This is a genomic window from Bradyrhizobium sp. 62B (genome assembly GCF_030272265.2).
Taxonomy (GTDB): domain Bacteria; phylum Pseudomonadota; class Alphaproteobacteria; order Rhizobiales; family Xanthobacteraceae; genus Bradyrhizobium.
The window spans coordinates 6315188-6332558 of the sequence record NZ_CP092841.2; the positions used below are offsets into that span (position 1 = coordinate 6315188).

Annotated in this window: 17 protein-coding genes; 8 read left to right on the forward strand and 9 right to left on the reverse strand. The window is 65.3% G+C overall.

Annotated features, from left to right (window positions below):
* Positions 1-130: 130 nt before the first annotated feature.
* The 3 genes from ML401_RS30285 (at position 131) to ML401_RS30295 (ending at position 3420) form a co-directional block, all read left to right on the forward strand.
* The gene (locus ML401_RS30285) at positions 131-1087 is read left to right on the forward strand and encodes a carbohydrate ABC transporter permease (RefSeq protein ID WP_259216444.1); all 957 of its coding nucleotides are present in this window, start codon (positions 131-133) and stop codon (positions 1085-1087) included.
* Entirely contained in the window at positions 1080-1979 is a 900-nt protein-coding gene (locus ML401_RS30290) for a carbohydrate ABC transporter permease (RefSeq protein ID WP_212067358.1), read from the forward strand. Before ML401_RS30285 ends, ML401_RS30290 begins: the two co-directional genes overlap by 8 nt.
* Positions 1980-2064: 85 nt before the next feature.
* Entirely contained in the window at positions 2065-3420 is a 1356-nt protein-coding gene (locus tag ML401_RS30295) for an esterase-like activity of phytase family protein (RefSeq protein WP_285807899.1), read from the forward strand.
* A gap of 192 nt (positions 3421-3612) precedes the next feature.
* Here ML401_RS30295 and ML401_RS30300 read toward each other — a convergent pair whose 3' ends face one another.
* The 6 genes from ML401_RS30300 to ML401_RS30325 all read right to left on the reverse strand — a co-directional run bounded on the left by ML401_RS30300 (position 3613) and on the right by ML401_RS30325 (position 9004).
* Positions 3613-4443, reverse strand: coding sequence for an energy transducer TonB (locus ML401_RS30300; RefSeq protein ID WP_285807900.1), 831 nt, complete (start codon positions 4441-4443; stop codon positions 3613-3615).
* Positions 4443-4889, reverse strand: coding sequence for a TonB system transport protein ExbD (exbD, locus tag ML401_RS30305; protein ID WP_212067360.1), 447 nt, complete (start codon positions 4887-4889; stop codon positions 4443-4445). Before exbD ends, ML401_RS30300 begins: the two co-directional genes overlap by 1 nt.
* A 4-nt stretch (positions 4890-4893) precedes the next feature.
* On the reverse strand, positions 4894-5670 hold the full coding sequence (gene exbB, locus ML401_RS30310) for a tonB-system energizer ExbB (protein WP_285807901.1): 777 nt from the start codon (positions 5668-5670) through the stop codon (positions 4894-4896).
* Positions 5671-5695: 25 nt separating this feature from the next.
* Positions 5696-6205, reverse strand: coding sequence for a heme utilization cystosolic carrier protein HutX (hutX, locus tag ML401_RS30315; protein WP_285807902.1), 510 nt, complete (start codon positions 6203-6205; stop codon positions 5696-5698).
* 27 nt (positions 6206-6232) lie between these two features.
* Positions 6233-6565: an antibiotic biosynthesis monooxygenase gene (locus ML401_RS30320; protein WP_285807903.1), complete on the reverse strand. Its 333-nt coding sequence runs from the start codon at positions 6563-6565 to the stop codon at positions 6233-6235.
* A 93-nt stretch (positions 6566-6658) separates the two neighbouring features.
* Positions 6659-9004 (reverse strand): TonB-dependent hemoglobin/transferrin/lactoferrin family receptor, encoded by a 2346-nt coding sequence (locus ML401_RS30325; RefSeq protein WP_285807904.1) that lies wholly within the window; start codon positions 9002-9004, stop codon positions 6659-6661.
* Between the two features lie 263 nt (positions 9005-9267).
* Between ML401_RS30325 and ML401_RS30330 the strand changes: the two genes are divergently transcribed.
* The 4 genes from ML401_RS30330 to ML401_RS30345 are packed head-to-tail and all read left to right on the forward strand — an operon-like array spanning position 9268 to position 12319.
* Positions 9268-9474, forward strand: a complete 207-nt coding sequence (locus ML401_RS30330; protein ID WP_249131864.1) for a hemin uptake protein HemP — start codon at positions 9268-9270, stop codon at positions 9472-9474.
* A gap of 6 nt (positions 9475-9480) precedes the next feature.
* Positions 9481-10434: a hemin ABC transporter substrate-binding protein gene (locus ML401_RS30335; protein ID WP_211416012.1), complete on the forward strand. Its 954-nt coding sequence runs from the start codon at positions 9481-9483 to the stop codon at positions 10432-10434.
* Positions 10431-11522 carry an iron ABC transporter permease gene (locus tag ML401_RS30340; protein ID WP_211416011.1) on the forward strand — a complete coding sequence of 364 codons (1092 nt, stop codon included), beginning with the start codon at positions 10431-10433 and terminating at the stop codon, positions 11520-11522. Before ML401_RS30335 ends, ML401_RS30340 begins: the two co-directional genes overlap by 4 nt.
* Complete coding sequence (locus tag ML401_RS30345; protein ID WP_212067367.1) at positions 11519-12319, forward strand: heme ABC transporter ATP-binding protein; 801 nt, start codon at positions 11519-11521, stop codon at positions 12317-12319. Before ML401_RS30340 ends, ML401_RS30345 begins: the two co-directional genes overlap by 4 nt.
* Positions 12320-12366: 47 nt before the next feature.
* On the opposite strand, the gene ML401_RS30350 is transcribed toward ML401_RS30345, so the two are convergent.
* Entirely contained in the window at positions 12367-14046 is a 1680-nt protein-coding gene (locus tag ML401_RS30350; RefSeq protein WP_285807905.1) for a mucoidy inhibitor MuiA family protein, read from the reverse strand.
* 168 nt (positions 14047-14214) lie between these two features.
* A complete protein-coding gene (locus ML401_RS30355) occupies positions 14215-14835 on the reverse strand; it encodes a response regulator transcription factor (protein ID WP_285807906.1) in 621 nt (206 codons plus the stop codon).
* A gap of 205 nt (positions 14836-15040) precedes the next feature.
* On the opposite strand from ML401_RS30355, the gene ML401_RS30360 reads away from it, so the two are divergent.
* Complete coding sequence (locus tag ML401_RS30360; protein ID WP_376717394.1) at positions 15041-16078, forward strand: AraC family transcriptional regulator; 1038 nt, start codon at positions 15041-15043, stop codon at positions 16076-16078.
* Between the two features lie 2 nt (positions 16079-16080).
* On the opposite strand, the gene ML401_RS30365 is transcribed toward ML401_RS30360, so the two are convergent.
* Positions 16081-17292, reverse strand: coding sequence for an NnrS family protein (locus ML401_RS30365; protein ID WP_285807908.1), 1212 nt, complete (start codon positions 17290-17292; stop codon positions 16081-16083).
* Between the last annotated feature and the right edge of the window lie 79 nt (positions 17293-17371).

Below are 17371 nucleotides of genomic sequence, written 5' to 3' on the forward strand. Positions count from 1 at the left end.
AATCCAAGGTCCCCTCCGCGGAGATGGTCCGGATTGCTTCGTCGCACCAGTGCAAAATTGCTTCGCAATCTTGTCACGGGCTCCTCGCAATGACGGCCGTGGTGATCTTCAAAGACGGGACAACACACTGATGTCCGTGACGACACTCTCCTCCCCCGCCCTGGCGCATCGACAGCCCTCCTGGCTGGTGCGATTGTTCGACTACAAGCCGTTCCTCATCGTGATGTGCCTCGCGCCCGCGATCGGGCTACTCTCGGTATTCCTCACCTATCCACTTGGCCTCGGCATCTGGCTCGCCTTCACCGACACCACGATCGGCCGGCGCGGCATCTTCGTCGGTTTCGAGAACTTCCAGTATCTGCTCACCGATCCGTTGTGGTGGAACGCGGTGTTCTACAGCGTGGTCTATACGGGAATCGCGACCTTCGGGAAGTTCGCGCTCGGCTTCTGGCTCGCGCTGCTGCTCAACAACCATTTTCCGTTCAAGAGCCTCTTACGTGCCATCATCCTCCTGCCCTGGATCGTGCCGACGGTGCTCTCGGCGCTGGCGTTCTGGTGGATCTACGATCCGCAGTTCTCGATCATCTCCTATCTGCTCGTCGACGTGCTGCACTGGCGGTCGAGCAATGTCGACTTCCTCGGCTCGCCCTGGCCGGCGCGCTTCTCGCTGATCGCGGCGAACGTCTGGCGCGGCATTCCCTTCGTCGCGATCTCGCTGCTGGCGGGCCTGCAGACCATCTCGCCCTCGCTCTACGAGGCCGCGATGCTCGATGGCGCCAGCGCCTGGCAGCGCTTCCGCTACATCACCTTCCCGATGATGTTGCCGATCCTCGCCATCGTCATGACCTTCTCGATCATCTTCACCTTCACCGACTTCCAGCTGGTCTACGCCATCACACGCGGCGGGCCCGTCAACTCGACCCACCTGCTGGCGACGCTCGCATTTCAGCGCGGCATCGCCGGCGGCGAGCTCGGCGAAGGTGCGGCGATCGCGGTGTCGATGATCCCGTTCCTGGTGTTCGCGACGCTGTTCTCTTATTTCGGCCTGGCGCGCCGCAAATGGCAGCAGGGAGAGGCCAATGACTGATACCGTCGCGCAAACCGGCGTCGCGGACGCCAAGGCCGCACCCGACACCATGGCCTGGGATTCCGGGCTGCGGCGGCTGATGATGATCTACCTGCCGCTCGGCTGCTTCGTGCTGATCCTGCTGTTTCCGTTCTACTGGATGGCGATCACCTCGTTCAAGCCGAACGCGGAGCTGATGAACTACCGGGATCACAACCCGTTCTGGATCTCCTCGCCGACGCTCGCCCATATCAAGCATCTGTTGTTCGATACCTCCTATCCGCGCTGGCTGAAGACGACGATGCTGGTCGCGATCGGCTCGACCACGCTGTCCCTGGTCGCCTCGACGCTCGCCGCCTATGCCATCGAACGCCTGCGCTTCCGCGGCAGCCCCTATGTCGGCCTCGGCATCTATCTCGCCTATCTCGTGCCGCCGTCGATCCTGTTCATCCCGCTCGCCACCGTCGTGGTGCAGTTCGGCCTGTTCGACTCGCCGCTGGCGCTGATCCTGGTCTACCCGACCTTCCTGGTGCCGTTCTGCACTTGGCTCCTGATCGGCTATTTCAAGTCGATCCCCTACGAGCTCGAGGAATGCGCGCTGGTCGACGGCGCGACGCGCCTGCAGATCCTGCGGCGGATCACGCTACCACTCGCGGTGCCCGGGCTGATTTCGGCCGGCATCTTCTCCTTCACGCTGTCCTGGAACGAGTTCATTTACGCGCTCGCCTTCATCCAGAGCGGCGCCAACAAGACCGTGCCGGTCGCGATCCTGACCGAGCTCGTTACCGGCGACGTCTATCAGTGGGGGGCGCTGATGGCGGGATCGCTGCTGGGATCGCTGCCGGTCGCGGTGTTCTACTCGCTGTTCGTGGATTACTACGTGTCTTCGCTGACCGGCGCGGTGAAGGAGTAGATCGCCGCTGCGGCGTTTGGCCCGGCTTCACAAAACTGCAACACGCGATCCGCATAAGGCGTGCGTCCGCCAACAGGAAACGCACATGCGCGCGACTTTTCTTTCCCCCGTCGCAACGATGATTCTCGCCACAAGCCCAGCGCTCGCGCAGAGCGAAGGTGAATTCCCGGCCAAGCTCGCCGGCCACGTGGTGATGCCGGCCGAGTCCTTCATCGATGCTCCGGCCGATGCCCCCGCCGATCTCAGGACTTCGGGGAAATACACCACCGGCAAGCGCGTCGACGCGCTCGGCACCGTGATGGGCAAGTCCTATGAACGTCCGACCGGCGTGTCGCTGCCGTTCAAGGGCCAGCCGCTGCAGGGCCATTCCGGCATCAAGACCATGCCCGACGGCACGTTCTGGGTCATCACCGACAACGGCATGGGCGCGCGCGCCAACTCGCCGGACTCGATGCTGTATCTCAACCGCTACAAGATGGATTGGGCGGGCGGCAAGATCGAGCGGCTGGAGGCCATCTTCCTGCACGACCCCGACAAGAAGGTGCCCTTTCGCATCGTGCACGAGGACACCCAGAAGCGCTATCTCACCGGCTCCGACTTCGACACCGAGGGTTTTCAGATCATCGGCGATGTCTTCTGGATCGGCGACGAGTTCGGCCCCTACATCCTGAAGGCCGACAAATCGGGCAAGATCCTCGGCGTGTTCGAGACCGTCGCCGACGGCAAGCCGGTGCGCTCGCCCGACAATTGGGCGGTGGCAACGCCGGGCGCGCCGGGCGCGACCTACACCAACGTCAATCTCCGCCGCTCCAAGGGTTATGAAGGCTTTGCGTCCTCCAAGGATGGCAAATTCCTCTACGGCCTGCTCGAGGGTCCGCTTTGGGACGCCGAGAAGAAGGACTGGGAGAAGGTCGACGGCAAGGAAGCCTCGCGCATCCTCGAATTCGACGTCGCCGCAGAGAAATTCACCGGCCGCTATTGGCACTATGTGTTCGAGCAGAACGGCAATGCCATCGGCGACTTCAACATGATCGACCCGGCCTCCGGCCTCGTCATCGAGCGCGACAACGGCGAAGGCACCGCCGACAAGGCTTGCCCGCAAGGTACCCGCGGCGAGAACTGCTTCCCGGATCTCGCCAAGTTCAAGCGCGTCTACAAGATCGAGCTGACCGACGCCAATGCCGGCAAGCCCGCGCGCAAGATCGACTATATCGACCTCATGAAGATCCGGGATCCCGACAAGAAAGCACGGAAGCCGCTGAACGACGGCGTTTACACCTTCCCGTTCTTCACTATCGAGAACGTCGATCGGGTCGACGACACCCACATCATCGTCGGCAACGACAACAACCTGCCGTTCTCCTCCAGCCGCGATCCCAACAAGGCGGACGACGACGAGTTCGTGCTGCTGGAGGTCGCGGATTTTCTGAAAGCGAAGTAGCAGAGCGATTCTCTTCGGCCGCCACACACTCCACTGTCGTCCCGAACGTAGGGGCCCATAACCCCAAACCGGAGTCGTGGCACGAGATGGCGATGACAAGCCTTCGTCAAACTCGATCCTGTGGTTATGGGTCCCGGACCTGCGCTTGCGCTGGTCCGGGACGACGGCCGGAGTTTGTGCAGACGCGCCCCCTCACCTCACCGTAAATTCCACAGGAATCGTAAAACTCATCGTGCCGTTCTTGATCTCGTCGGGTATGGGGGGAAACGGCGAGGCCTGGCGGACCATCGACGTAGCCTGGGCGTCGAAGACAGCAACGCCGGATGAACCGGCGAGGCGGCTGGACGTCACTTGCCCGCTGCGGCTGACGGTGAAGCTCAGCCTGGCGACGCCGCGCTGGCCGCCACCACCGGCAGGATAGGAGTGAAAGCGAATCAGATGCGCACGGACGCGTTGGTTGTACGACGCGATCGCGGCGGCCACCGCACCGGCGCTCTGGGCCGATGCCATCGGCGCCTCTCGCTCGGCGCGCGGAGCTGCGCTGGTGCGCGGCGCAGGCGTCGCCTCCGACGGCTTTTTCGCCTCGCGGCGAACCACCTTCGGCTTTGCGGGTGCCGGCTTTTCGACCGGCACGATCCTCGCGGGTTCCGGCTTGGCCGGTGTCAGCTCGAGCTTTTGCTCCGGCGGCGCCACGACGTCAGGCTTGTCCTGAGGCGGCGTCGGCGCGATCGCCTCCTCGACGGCCTGCTGCTGCACGGGCTCCGGGGGCGAGGCATCGGCTTGCTGCATCACCGGCCCAGGTGCGATGTCATCCTGCGTCGACTGCGGCGCCGAGGTCAGCGGCGCCATATCGACCATGATCGCCGGCAGGCTGACGCCCTGCTCCGGCTGCGACCTCTGCCAATTGATCGCGAGCAGCGCGGCAGCCACATGGAGCATCACGATCGCTCCTGCCGACATGCCCCAACGCGCCGCTTCCCGCTCGCCGAGCGGATCGTGCAGGGCGAAGGCGTTCGCGGCCATCAGCTGCGTCCGTCGAGGCCGACCAGCGCGACCTTGAGATAGCCGGCGTTGCGCAAGGCGTTCATCACCTCCATCAGGTCGCCATAGGAGACCGCCTTGTCGGCACGCAGATAGATGCGTTCGTCCTTGCGGCCCTTGGTGGCGGCATCGAGCGAGGTGCCGAGCGCGTCGCGGGGTACGACGTCTTCGCCGACTGCGACGGACAGGTCCGGCTTGACGGTGAGGAAGACCGGCTTGTCCGGTCGCGGCGCCGGCTCGGCCGCAGTTGCCGGCAGCTCGACGCCGATGTCGACGGTGGCGAGCGGGGCAGCCACCATGAAGATGATCAGCAGCACCAGGATCACGTCGATGAACGGCGTGACGTTGATCTCATGGGTGACGTCGAGATCGCCCTGATCGCCGCGCTTGAGCGGTGATCCGGAGTGCGTACCGAGCTTTGCGGCCATGGCTCTACTCCGCCGCCCGCGCCAGACGGAATTCCCTGTGGTCGCGTTGGCGGCTGACCAGCAACATCAGCTGCGCCGAGGCGTCGCCGAGCAGGGCGCGGTAGTTGGCAATGCTGCGAACGAGATGATTGTAGATCACGACCGCCGGGATCGCCGCGACGAGGCCAAGCGCGGTGGCAAGCAGCGCCTCCGCGATACCAGGTGCGACCACCGCGAGGCTGGTGGTGTGGCTCTCCGAAATGCCGATGAAGGAGTTCATGATACCCCAGACGGTACCGAACAGCCCGACGAACGGCGCGGTCGCACCGATGGTCGCGAGCACGCCGGTGCCGCGCGCGATCTGCCGAGACATTGCCGCCTCGACCCGCTCGAGCCGCAGCGCGACACGTTCCTGAAGGCCGTCGTCGAGCACGCCGCCGGAGAGCTCGGCCTCCCTGGCGCAGGACTGGATGAGCTGGGCAACCGCGTCGTGGACGTCGCCGGCCCGTGCGGATGCCTCGGCCAGCGTCATATTGCCTTCCAGGGCGCGCGTCCGCTTGAGGGCGAGCGCGCCCTTGCGGCGCAGCTCGATGGTCTTGGCGAGCCACACCGTCCAGGTCACCAGCGAGGCGAGGGCGAGTCCGACCATCACCGTCTTCACCACGACGTCAGCGCCGAGGAACATGCCCCAGGGCGACAGATTGCGCGGCAGCAGGGCCTGGTCGATCGCGAAGGCCGGTGACGGCGCGAGCGCCAGCGCGATGGTTAGGATCATATGCCGAAGCCTGGAATTGCTCTGCATCCTGAGCTCCCGAGGTTGAAGCGAACTACACTGCGGCCACGATCCGATCTGCAAACTGCCGGAACCGCACCAGCTGATCCGCCCGCAACGCCCTTGTCTCGTCGCGGCCGACGAACACCTTGAACATGATGCCGCCGTCGGCATTGACGAAAGCCACGAAGGGGGAGGTCTTGCCCATGAAGGGCCGCTCGACGAAGGCAACGGCCGCGCAGCGCTCGTGGCGCAGATGGCCGTGCAGGCCCTTCGGCTGCATCAGGTTGAAATAGCCGCGGCCGATCTCGCCGGCGGGAATGGCGCCGGTGAATTCGAAGATCGCATCATCGGTGTGAACGATCAGCGTGACCTCACCCCACGCCGCGATGTCCTGCATGGCGGCGGCAAAGTGCTCGCCGCCACCGAGGCGCACCATGGAGGATGGCAGCGCCTCGATCACCGTACGCGGGGTGACGTTGCGCTCGCGCGCGACGTCCTCGATCACCGCGCCAGGGTTGTCGGCCATATAGGCCCTGAGATCGGCGAGATCGGTGCTCAACATGTCCGGCTCCTCCAGTGCGTCGTGGCCTCAAGCTGCCGCGGCCTTGCGCTCGCTCTGGATCACCTCAAAGCCCTCGAACTTGGGATGGCCGAGATAGAGGCTCTCGCCGGTTCTGTTGTCGGCACGGGCATGGGCGCGGCGGAATTCCTCGGAGCGCGTCCAGGCCTCGAACGCCGCCTTGTCGACCCAGCTGGTGTGCGACGAGTAGAGCGTGTGGTCCTCGGCCTCCGGGCCCTTCAACAGATGAAACTCGACGAAACCCGGCATGCTGCCGAGATAGGATTCGCGCGTGGCCCAGACGGTCTCGAACGCGGTCTCCGCGCCCTTCTTCACATGGAAACGATTCATGGCGATGAACATCAAAGTCTCTCCTTCTGATCAAAACGAAACGCACCGAAGCCGCGCTGGAGCATCAGCGCGGCCCGGCGGAGGTTTGTGGTGTTGCTGTGCGCGTTACGCACCTCCAAAGTGAATCTTCATGCCGGCCTTGTAGACCCGGCCCGGTCCCGGGCTCGACCACAGCACGTCGTTCTGCGTGGTGCCGTCGGTCGACGTGCCGGGAATGGCGTAAGGCCGGTAGTACTGGTTCAAGAGATTGTCGATCGAGGCCGAGAGCACGATGTCCTTGGTCGCGTTGTACGTCATGTACAGATTGACAAGCTCGTAGCCGGTCGCCGGCAGATAACCGGCGGGGACATCGTTGTTGGCGCCGAACGAGGCCCACTGCGCCGACAGGATCAGCGTGCGGTCGAGCAGGCGGACACCACCTGTCGTGACGACCTTGCGCGGGGTGATGGTCGCAAGCCCGACATTGGTGACGGCGTTCTTGCCCTGGATGTAGTGGCCGGCGACGCCGACGAACCAGTTGCCGGCATCGTACATCGTCTCCACTTCGAAACCCTGGATGCGAGCCTGCGCGATGTTCTGGTACTGGTAGAACTGGGCGAACGAGCCAACGCCCGGGAAGGTGACGAATCCGAACGGAACGAGGTCGATATAATCGCTGACGTCGTTCCGGAACAGATTGATCTTGCCGCGGAACGAGTCGGACGCAGTGAAGATGTTGTCGTATTTCAGGTTGATGCCGACTTCCTTGTTCTTGCCGACTTCGGGACGAAGGTTCGGGTTAGGCAGGAAGCAGAAGATGCCGCCGGTCCCGTTGGGGCAGACAAAGAATGCCGGGCCGCCACCGGTCGCGTGCGCGCCGGAAATCACCGTCTCGGTGATCGATGGGGCGCGATAGCCTTCGGCGTAGCTCACATAGGGCTGGAAGCCCGGAACCGGCGTGACGCCGAGGGTGATCTTCGGCGAGAAGCGGTCGCCGCTGCCATTGGTCCTGCCCGATTCCAGATCGTAGCGGTCGTAGCGGATCGCGCTCACCGCCTCGAACCAGGTGCTGTAGTTCTGCTTCAACTGCAGGAAACCACCCGACACGGTACGGATGCCGCTCGGCGTCGTGATGTTGGAATTGCCGCGGCTGTCGGTCGTGATCACGTCGTCCTGGAACGCGTCGAAGCCCACGGTGAGCGCATTACGCCAGTCGCCGACGTTGAAGCGCGTGGTGTTGTTGGCGTCGATGCCGTAGGTATTGAGGACATAGCCGCGCTTGTCGCCAACACAGCCCGAAACGTTGTTGCCGAAGCCGCCGTTGCAATAGGCCGACGGCGTGGTGCCATAATGATAGGTCTTGGTCTGGTCGTTGTCGGTGCGATTGCCGTAGACCGACATGTGCCAGTCAAACAGATTGTCGCTCGGCAACGCGTAATTCCAGGTGATTGTGCCGGTGTAGTTCTTGGCGTCGGATGCATAAACCGACGAACCGCGATTCAACGCAATCAACGCGGGTGTCGTCGTCGGCCCCCTGTTGAACTGGCCGATATCATATTGGTAGTCCTGGAATATCGCGCCGAACTTGACCTCATGGCCGAGCGCGGGACGGACCGTGAGCTTCATCAGGCCGCTCTCGACCTGGTTGCCTGTGTTGCCGATCTCGGTGCCGTTGCCGTCCTTGTAATTGCTTTGCGTGCGGTAGACCGCCCCGCCGAAGATATCGACGTCGGGCGTGGCGCGGACGCCGCCGAACACCGAGCCAAGGCCGCGATTGTTGTTGGAGCCATAGGAGCCGGAGAGATCGACGCCCCAGCGCTCGCCGGGGCGCAGCACGTCCTCGATGTCCTTGGTGCGAAACGAGACGAGGCCGCCGATCGCGCCGGAGCCGTAGATATTGGCGGTCGGACCGCGCACGACATCGATACCCCCGACCAACTCGGGATCAAGGAAGAAGGAGCCGCTCGCGTTGTGGCCGGTGCGCTGGTAGTTCTGGCGCGCCCCGTCGACGACCACCGCAACGCGGCCGAACTCCTGCAAGCCGCGGATGTTGACGACGGTCGCGGGATCATCGCCGCGCTCCTGGAATGACACGCCGGGAACGGCGTAGAGCACATCCGACAGCCGGTTTGGTTGAAGGCCCTGGATCTGCTCGAGCGACACGGAGCTGACGGGCGCGAGCGAGTCGATCGCGCGCTCCTTGGTCTTCGTCGCTGCGACCGTGATGGTGTCCAGCGTCTGCACCGGCGCAGCGCCGGCTTGCGCTCTGGCGTTCAGCGCCTCAGGCGTTGCCTGCTGCGCCATTTGTGGCTTGGGCGGCTTGCGCCCGGCCTGCTTCGGCCGCTCAGAGGACGCGTTTTCGGCTTGCGGCGATGCAGTCTGCGCGAGACCACTCTCCGTCATCATTGCCGCGATTGAAACCACCGACGCGCCCAAAATCAGGGCGCGCGAATACCTAGCCCCGTCAGCCATATCAGCCCCAGCCTGCACTTTACTCTAGTTTTTGGAGTCTTCTGGCTGGCGTGCGCTCGCAACGCGAACGACTGGCTGGCTGATGTCTCAAGTCGCGGGCATGTTCCCCGCTGCCATAATTGGTTACGTGGCAACACTCTGACGGTCAATGACATCAGGTTGCAGTTTATATCGATTGTAAATTGCAGCCGTTGGAATGCACCCCGTGCCGCTTATACAAACAAGCAGCACTCCAAGGATTTCGAAGGCGCATCACATTTCACATGTCAGCAACGTCCGCAGACAACGACGGCGACGCGGCGGGATCGGCAGGAAGCTCTTCTGCGACAACGAGAACCCTGACCATGCGTGGAAGCCGGATCGACAGCCGCGAGCTGTTCGCAGCCGCCCGCGAGATCATCATTGCGCATGGCGAAGACAGCTACCGGCTTCGACTGACCTCGCAGAACAAGCTGATCCTGACGAAGTAACCCGCAATGGCATTTTGTCGCACCTTCGCCAGTCTCCTGCTCTCCATCACAATCGTGCTGGCGCCGGCCGCGCACGCCGCCGGCATCACCGTGCATGACGCGCGTAATCGCGAGGTCACCGTCGCCGACTTCGCGCGCACGGTCTCGATCGGCGGCGCCATCACCGAAATCCTTTACGCGCTCGGGCTCGAGAGCCGGCTGGTCGGCGTCGACACCACGAGCCTTTATCCGGCGGCGGCGCTGCACGACAAACCCAATGTCGGCTATATGCGCCAGATCTCCGCCGAAGGCGTGCTGGGTCTCAATCCCACCCTGATCCTGGCGATCCAGGGCTCGGGCCCGCGCGAGACCATGGACATCCTGGAAGCGGCGAAAGTGCCGTTGGTGCTGGTGCCCGACACCTTCACCGAAGCCGGCCTGATCGAGAAGATAAAACTGGTCGGTCACGCCATGGGCGTCGACGCGCGCGCTGCGTGCCTGAGCGCCGCGGTCAGCGCCGATCTTGCGCAGCTCCGCGTCCTGCGTGCCAGGGTGACCAAGCCGGTGCGCGTGATGTTCGTGATGTCACTGCAGAACGGGCGAGCGCTGGTGGCCGGTCGCAAGACGGCAGCCGAGGAGATCATTCAGCTCGCCGGCGCCGCCAATGCCATCGACGATTTCGACGGCTACAAGATCATCGGCGACGAGGCGATCGCAGCGGCAAGACCCGACGTCGCGCTGTCGATCGAACGCGGCAAGGACTCGCTTCCTGCCGAGGCGATCTATGCCCACCCCGGCTTTGCACTGACGCCGGTCGCGACGAACAAGAGCTTCATCACCATGGACGGGCTCTATCTGCTCGGCTTCGGGCCGCGCACGGCCGCGGCGGCGCGCGATCTTTCCGCAAGGCTTTATCCGGCATTGGCTGAAGGGAGCGATGGGTTCACGTCGGCCTTGTCGGCGGCGAATTGCCGGCAATGAGCGTGGCGATCGGAACTGGAGCGCGCAGCCCGGAACGCAGCGCCAGCGCCAGGCGACGGTCCGCATCGCTCGCGATCCCGCTCCTGGTCGCGGTGCTCGCGGTCACCGCGATCGTCGCGCTGACCGTCGGCGCCGCCGGCATCCCCCTCTCCCGCCTGCCCGCCGCACTCGGGCTATCAGCCGAAAGCACGGCCATGACAGCCCGCGACCAGCTCGTGCTGTGGTCGATCCGCGTGCCCCGGATCGCGGCGGCCGCGATGATCGGCGGCCTGCTCGCGGCGGCCGGCGCGATCATGCAAGGACTGTTTCGCAATCCCCTCGCCGATCCTGCGCTGGTCGGCGTCTCCAGCGGCGGCGCGCTCGCAGCCGCAAGCGCGATCGTCTTCACCGATTCGCGCTTCGGCGAGTCGCTGCGCTTCCTGCAGACCGAGCTGCTGCCGCTCGCGGCATTCGCGGGATCGCTGGCCACGACCGCCATCCTCTACGGGATCTCGAGCCGCTCGGGGCGCACCTCGATCGCGATCTTCCTGCTCGCCGGCGTCGCCATCACTGCCATCGCCAATGCCGGCATCGGGCTTCTGGTCTTCGTCGCCGATGACCGCCAGCTTCGCGACATCACGTTCTGGATGCTGGGCTCGATGAGCGGCGTGACCTGGACCAAAGCGGCCGTGCTCGCGCCGGTCCTCGTCATCGGGCTCGGCGCCTGCAGCTTCATCACACGCGGCCTCGATCTCCTGGTGCTCGGCGAGGCCGACGCCTTTCACGGCGGTGTCGATGTCGAGCGCCTGAAGCGGATCTCGATCGTCATGGTCTCCGCCATGACCGGCGTCGCGGTGTCGATCAGCGGCGTCATCGGCTTCGTCGGCATCGTCGTGCCGCACCTGCTCCGGCTCGGCATTGGCCCCGCGCATCGCCTGCTGTTGCCGGCCTCGGTGCTATCAGGCGCGATCCTGATGGTCGGCGCCGACACGCTGGCGCGCACGATCGTGGCGCCGGCGGAGATGCCGATCGGCATCCTGACCGCAGCCGTCGGCGCGCCGCTCTTCCTCTTCATCCTGCTGCGCCAGCGCGGGCTCGCCTCGCTATGAGTGCCGTGATCGAGGCGCGGTCCCTCAGCAAGCGTGCCGGCCGCGCGACGCTGCTCGACGGCGTCGGCCTTGAGGTCAATGCCGGCGAGATGGTCGCGATCATCGGCCCGAATGGCGCCGGCAAATCGACGTTGCTGCGGCTGCTCTCCGGCGATCTCCGGCCGAATGCAGGCGAGGTGCGCCTGAAGCAGCGCGACATCAGCAGCTTGACGCCGCGCGAGCTCGCCGCGCGCCGCGCGATGTTGTCCCAGCACATCAGCGTCACCTTCCCCTTCACCGTCCAGGAGATCGTGCTGATGGGCGCGGGAGAGCGCAGCGCACGTGACGCAGGCCGGCTCGTCGATGCGGCCCTCGACGAGGTCGGCCTTGCGCATTTCCGCGACCGGCAATTGCCGACGCTATCGGGCGGCGAGCAGCAGCGCGCCCATTTCGCCCGCGTGCTGGTGCAGCTTGCCTGCGGCGAGGCCGAGCATGGCCCGGGACTTCTGCTGCTGGACGAGCCGACCTCGAGCCTCGATCTGCGTCACCAGATCGACCTGGTCGAAGCCGCCCGCCGCCGCGCCGGCGGCGGCACGGCAGTGATCGCGATCCTGCACGACCTCAATCTCGCGATCCGCTTCGCCGACCGGCTCGTCGTGCTGGCGGGTGGCAAGCTCGCCGCCGATGGCCCGCGCGCGGACATTGTCACGAGCGAGATCATCCGCGATATTTTCGAGATCGACGCCGAGGTGCATCAGGCCGACGGCGTGCCGTACGTGCTGCCGCAATCGATGCGGGCGGCGGGGCCTTCGCTGTGAAGGTGCGCTCCCTCGCCCCGCAAGCGGGGCGAGGTGAAGGGCGCCGCCTACCCCGCCGGAACGATCACCATGCTCTTGTCCTTCGGCCAGCGGATCCGCCAGGCGAAATTGATGTCGCGGACCTCGCCCGGCTTGGCATCGAACGACCATTCCAGCACGCCGCGCTTGTCGTGGATATCCTTTGCCGTAGGCGGCGTGGTCGCGGGCAGCATTTCGACGACGATGTCCTCGCTCTCGCTGATCGGCAACTGATCCTCGATCGCGACCTTGATCGGGAAATCATGACCGTTGCGGATCGTGGTCTTGAACGAACGCTCGTCGGTCTTGGACGTCGTGACCAGCAGGCCTGCCGAGCCCTCGTTGCGCTTGAGCACGGCACGCTCGATCTTCACCTTGTCGTCGGCGCCGAAGCCGAGCCGCACGATGTCGTCCTTGGCGGACGCCGAGATCTTGCCGCGGCCGACAAAGACGCCGTCGCGGTAGATCGCGACCTTGCCCGGCAGCAGCGTCGTGTCGTCGCTCTGCTTGAAGCTGGCTTCGAGGAAGGCGGTCGGGTCCAGCACCGGCGCAGCTCGCACCGCAAGGTCGGCGGGCACGCTCATGGCTGCGATACGCATGCTCTTGGCTCCCTCCTGGGCGCCGAGGCTGACACGGCCGGGAATCTTGAACGTCGCCTGGAAGCCGCCGATCTCGGCGACCGCCTGCTGCTCGTCCGCGCGTTCGCGCGGCTCGGCCGCCTCCGCGATCTTGGCCATCGCCGGCGATTGTGCCTGGCGGGTCATGGGGGCAGGCCGCGCCAGGTCCGAAACCGTGCCGAGCGCCAGCGGCTTCGGCACCTGCGGATATTGCGCCACCAGCGAGCTCAGCTCCGGGGCGCTGCCGCCGCGGCCGATGCGCACCGTGGAGACGCCGAGCGCGACGTTCGACCAATCCTCGCCGGTCGACTGCGTGATCTCGGCGCGACGCACGAGTTCGAGCTGCGGCTTGCGGTCCTTGGCGCCGGTGTCGAGCCGGGCGTCGTAGAGCGGCACCCAGCGCGCGTTGCGCACGGCATAGGTCACCCGCAGCGTCGCCTTGGTCGCGGCGGCCGAGGCGACGTCGATCCGCACTTCCAGCTTGCTCGGCGGCTTGGCCGAGCGCTCGGCCTCGAGCTGTGCGATCTGGCGGTCGATCTCGCGCTGCTTGCGCGTGGCGTCGCGGATCGCCGTGTCGGCGGTCGCGATCTCCTCGCCGACCGCGGCAAAGGCCGTGCGCCATTCGGTGATCGGCCGGGCCTCGCCCTTGTCCCCGAGGCCTGTAGGCGAGGTCTCCGCAAAGTGCTGCGCGAATTTGCGCCTTGCGTTGGCCGAGTCGATTGCACCTTGCAGGTCGGCCCGCTGATCCTTCAGCGCTTCGATGCGCTTGTCGAGCTCGGGCAGGTTGACGGGCGGCGTGGTCCGCGGTGGCCGCGCATCGATCGTGCCGATGGTGAGCTTGGCGCCTGCTTCGCCTTCGACGCGGAGGGAGGACGGATCGAGCGAGAGCGGAAAATCCCTGGCGACCAGCGTGCTGTCACCGGAAGCAAGGTCCAGCGAAATGATCCGGGTCACGGTCGCGCCATCGGGATAGACGGTGACGGTGTCGATCGCCGAATTGGCGTCCAATTCGGCGGCCCATGACGGCACCGCGAGCGCCGTGGTCACCAGGACCAGACTCGTCGTTGCCAGACATTTTGCGGTGATGCGCATGAAATTCCTCCCTGCCGATATCGACGCGTCGCCAGCCGGACGCGCGAAAGATGCCTCGCCAACATGGTTGGACGCGGCAGGGAAGGAACTGGTTCGATTGGGGTTTCCTTGGGGCGCCGCTGCGGCGGCACCAAGGCCGCGGAACGTCTTGCAGTCCCGCGGCAATCCTCACACCCGGGTCGGCGAGCCCTGGCCGAAGATGCGCCGGAGCAGATCGGTCACGTTCTTCGCGCCGGCCTTCTTCAAAATGCCGGCGCGGTAGCCTTCGACCGTCCGCGCGCTCAGATGCATGCGGCGGGCGATCTCCTTGTTGGTCAGGCCGGCGGCAAGGTGCCCGAGCACGTCGATTTCGCGCGCGGTCAGTGGCTCGCAACCGGGCAGCCAGCCCTGTCGGCTCGTGCCGGGCTGGGCGAATTCGTCGATGGCGGCATCGATCCGATCGACGAGATCATGGGTGCGGAACGGCTTTTCGATGAAGTCGGTCGCGCCGCTCTTGATGGCGTCGACAGCCATAGCGATGCTGCCATTCGCCGAGGTCACCAGCACCGGCGCCATGCAGTTTTCCTCGCGCAGCCGCCTGAGCATGTCGAGGCCGGAGCGATCCGGCGGCAGCGCCATCAGCACGCAGGCCGGCATCCGCGCCTTCGCCTCGGACAACAGAGACGCACCGTCTGCGAAGCAGATCACGTCATAGGCGCTCTGTTGGAGCGCGGTTGAAAGTTGTTCGCGGGAGGCAGCGTCGGTGTCGATGACGAATACCTCACCCTTGGAAAGCATGTTTCCCGGCATAATCCCGATCCAGCAATGTCTTGGTCAAATGGTCCGAAACGGAAGGCGGGCCCCATCGCCGCGCCGCGCCGTCATGAGCACGGCATTCACGCCAGTGCTTCGGTTTGCCTTATGTATGCGGCGCCCGGTTCCCGGATTTGACGGATCGAGACAGAAACTTTACATTTCGGGACATCTGCGGGAATGGCTGGCAGGAACGGTTCGCATGACCGACCTCGTTCGCAGCGCAGGCTTGAGCTATTACCCGGAAATCGCCCGGTCGGTGGGGCTCGATCCCAAACAGATGATGCGCAAGGCCAGGCTGCCGCTGGCCTGTCTCGACAAACCCGATACTCCCATTGCCGTCGCCGGCCTGCGCCGCCTGCTCGAATTGTCGGCAAAGGCGTCCGGTGCCGAAGATTTCGGCTTGCGTCTCGCCGAGCGCGGCGGGCTGACCAATTTCGGCGCGGTCGGCCTGATCGTGCGCGAGCAGGCGACCGTCGGCGAAGCCATCGAAGCGTTCTCGCGCTTCATCCATATCCACCATGAGGGCATGCGGCTGGACGTCACGCGCGGCAAGCAGACCGTGGCCGTCACGCTGCATCTGCGCGGACGTCGGCCGATGGCGCCGCGCCAGTCGATCGACATGGCGCTGGGCAGCATCCACCGCATCGTCCAGTCGCTGTACGGCCACGATTGGCGACCGCAGGAGGTGCATCTGCATTATCCGCCGCCGAAGGACCGCAAGCGCTATCGCGACTTCTTCGGCTGCCGCGTGACTTTCAACGCCGAGGACGATGCGATCCTGCTGTCGGTGCACGATATGGAGCGCCGGATCCCGAGCGCGCATCCCCTGATCGCGGCTTATCTGCGCAAGCGGATCGAGGCCATCGAGACCCGGCCGGCAAGCTGGGAAGGAAAGGTCGACGAGGTCGTGCGGACCCTGCTCGCGACCGGCGACTGTACCGTCGAACGCGTCGCGGAGTATCTTGCCTGCACCCGCCGTACCATCCACCGCCATCTCGCAGCGTCAGGCACCAGCTTCTCGGCCATCCTGGATGCGCAACGCGCCGATCTCGTCATTCAGTTGATTGACGATCCCGACCGGCCGCTGGCTGACATCGCGGTGCAGCTTGGCTTCTCCGCGCAGAGCGCCATGGCGCGCTGGTTTCGCGGCCGCTTCGGCTGCACCATCACCGACTGGCGCAAAGGCGTGCGGCCTCCGGCAGCGCCGGCCGATACGCCGTCGGCGACCGCTGCTTGAGCTCAACGCGCCGGCGCAGGCACGCCCATGATCGCGAGAGCACGCCGCCGGCTGCCGGCGAGCAGCGGGCCGAACGCGACGGCAAATCCTGGGAATGCGACGAGCCAACCGCAGGCAGCGATGTGCAGCAGCACATCGCTCTGCGCGGGAAATACCACGGCCGCGACCCTGGCCAGAGCCGCGATGACGACCGCGGCATAGATGACCTGGATCGCCGGCGAAGCGGTTAGCGCCTGACCGGTATGGCCGAGGCTCGCGCGCGTCATCACCGCGAGCGTCATGGTTCCCGCGGCACCCGTCATCCAGGCATGGATGCCGGCGCTTGGCGGCAGCGCTCCGAACACTGCAATGGCGTGCAGGATGAAGCCGAGCGGCACGAAGACATAACCAATATGGAGGATCACCAGCAGCCGCTCGTGGAAGGTTCGGTCGCCGGCCCAACGCGCAAGCCGCAAAAGATGCAGCCCGCCGACCAGCGCCATCAGGACACCGGTGACGGCATTCAGCGGCGCGACGACCCAGGCGACGAGCGCGAGCGCGCTGCATCCGATCACTGCGCCGTCAAAGCGTCCGAACGGCACCGGCAGGCGGCCGGGATTGAACTTGACCAGCCAGTTGCGGGTGAAGCTCGGAATGATGCGTCCACCGATCAGCGCGATCAGCAGCACGACCACGCCGATGCCGACGCGGATGCTGATATCGGCCGCGCCCTGGTAATGCGCCTCGAGATGGAAAGCGACGTTGCCGGCGAGCAGAACGGACACCAGCCCCACCACCGGAAGGTTGCGCCAATTGCCGCCTGCGACGATCTCGCGCGCCGCGGCGGCGACGACCAGCGCCAGGAAGGCCGCATCGACGACGAGCGCGAACGCCCAGCCGGTATCGGCCGACAACGTGACCGCGGCTCGCCCGGCAAGCCAGACCATCACCAGAGCCCCAAGCGAGGTGCCTTGGATCGGCAGCCGGCCGGTCCAGTTCGGAATGGCCGTGAACAGGAACCCGGTGATGACAGCCGGCAGGAAGCCATAGAGCATCTCGTGGACGTGCCAGTCGCGCGGCGCGAAGGCGGAACTCACCGACAATTCGCCATAGAACATCGGCAGCCAAGCCAGGATCGACAGCCCCGCCTGGATCGCGGCGAGCAGGAAAAACGGCCGAAAACTGTTCGCAAACAGCGGCCAGCCCTCATATTTTCGGGATCGGGCGCCAGCCATAGGGTCAACTCCAATAAATCTCAGTTCGTTGTCTGGAAAAATACTGCCAGCCCGCCGTCCCGTTTTGCGCTATCGCAAA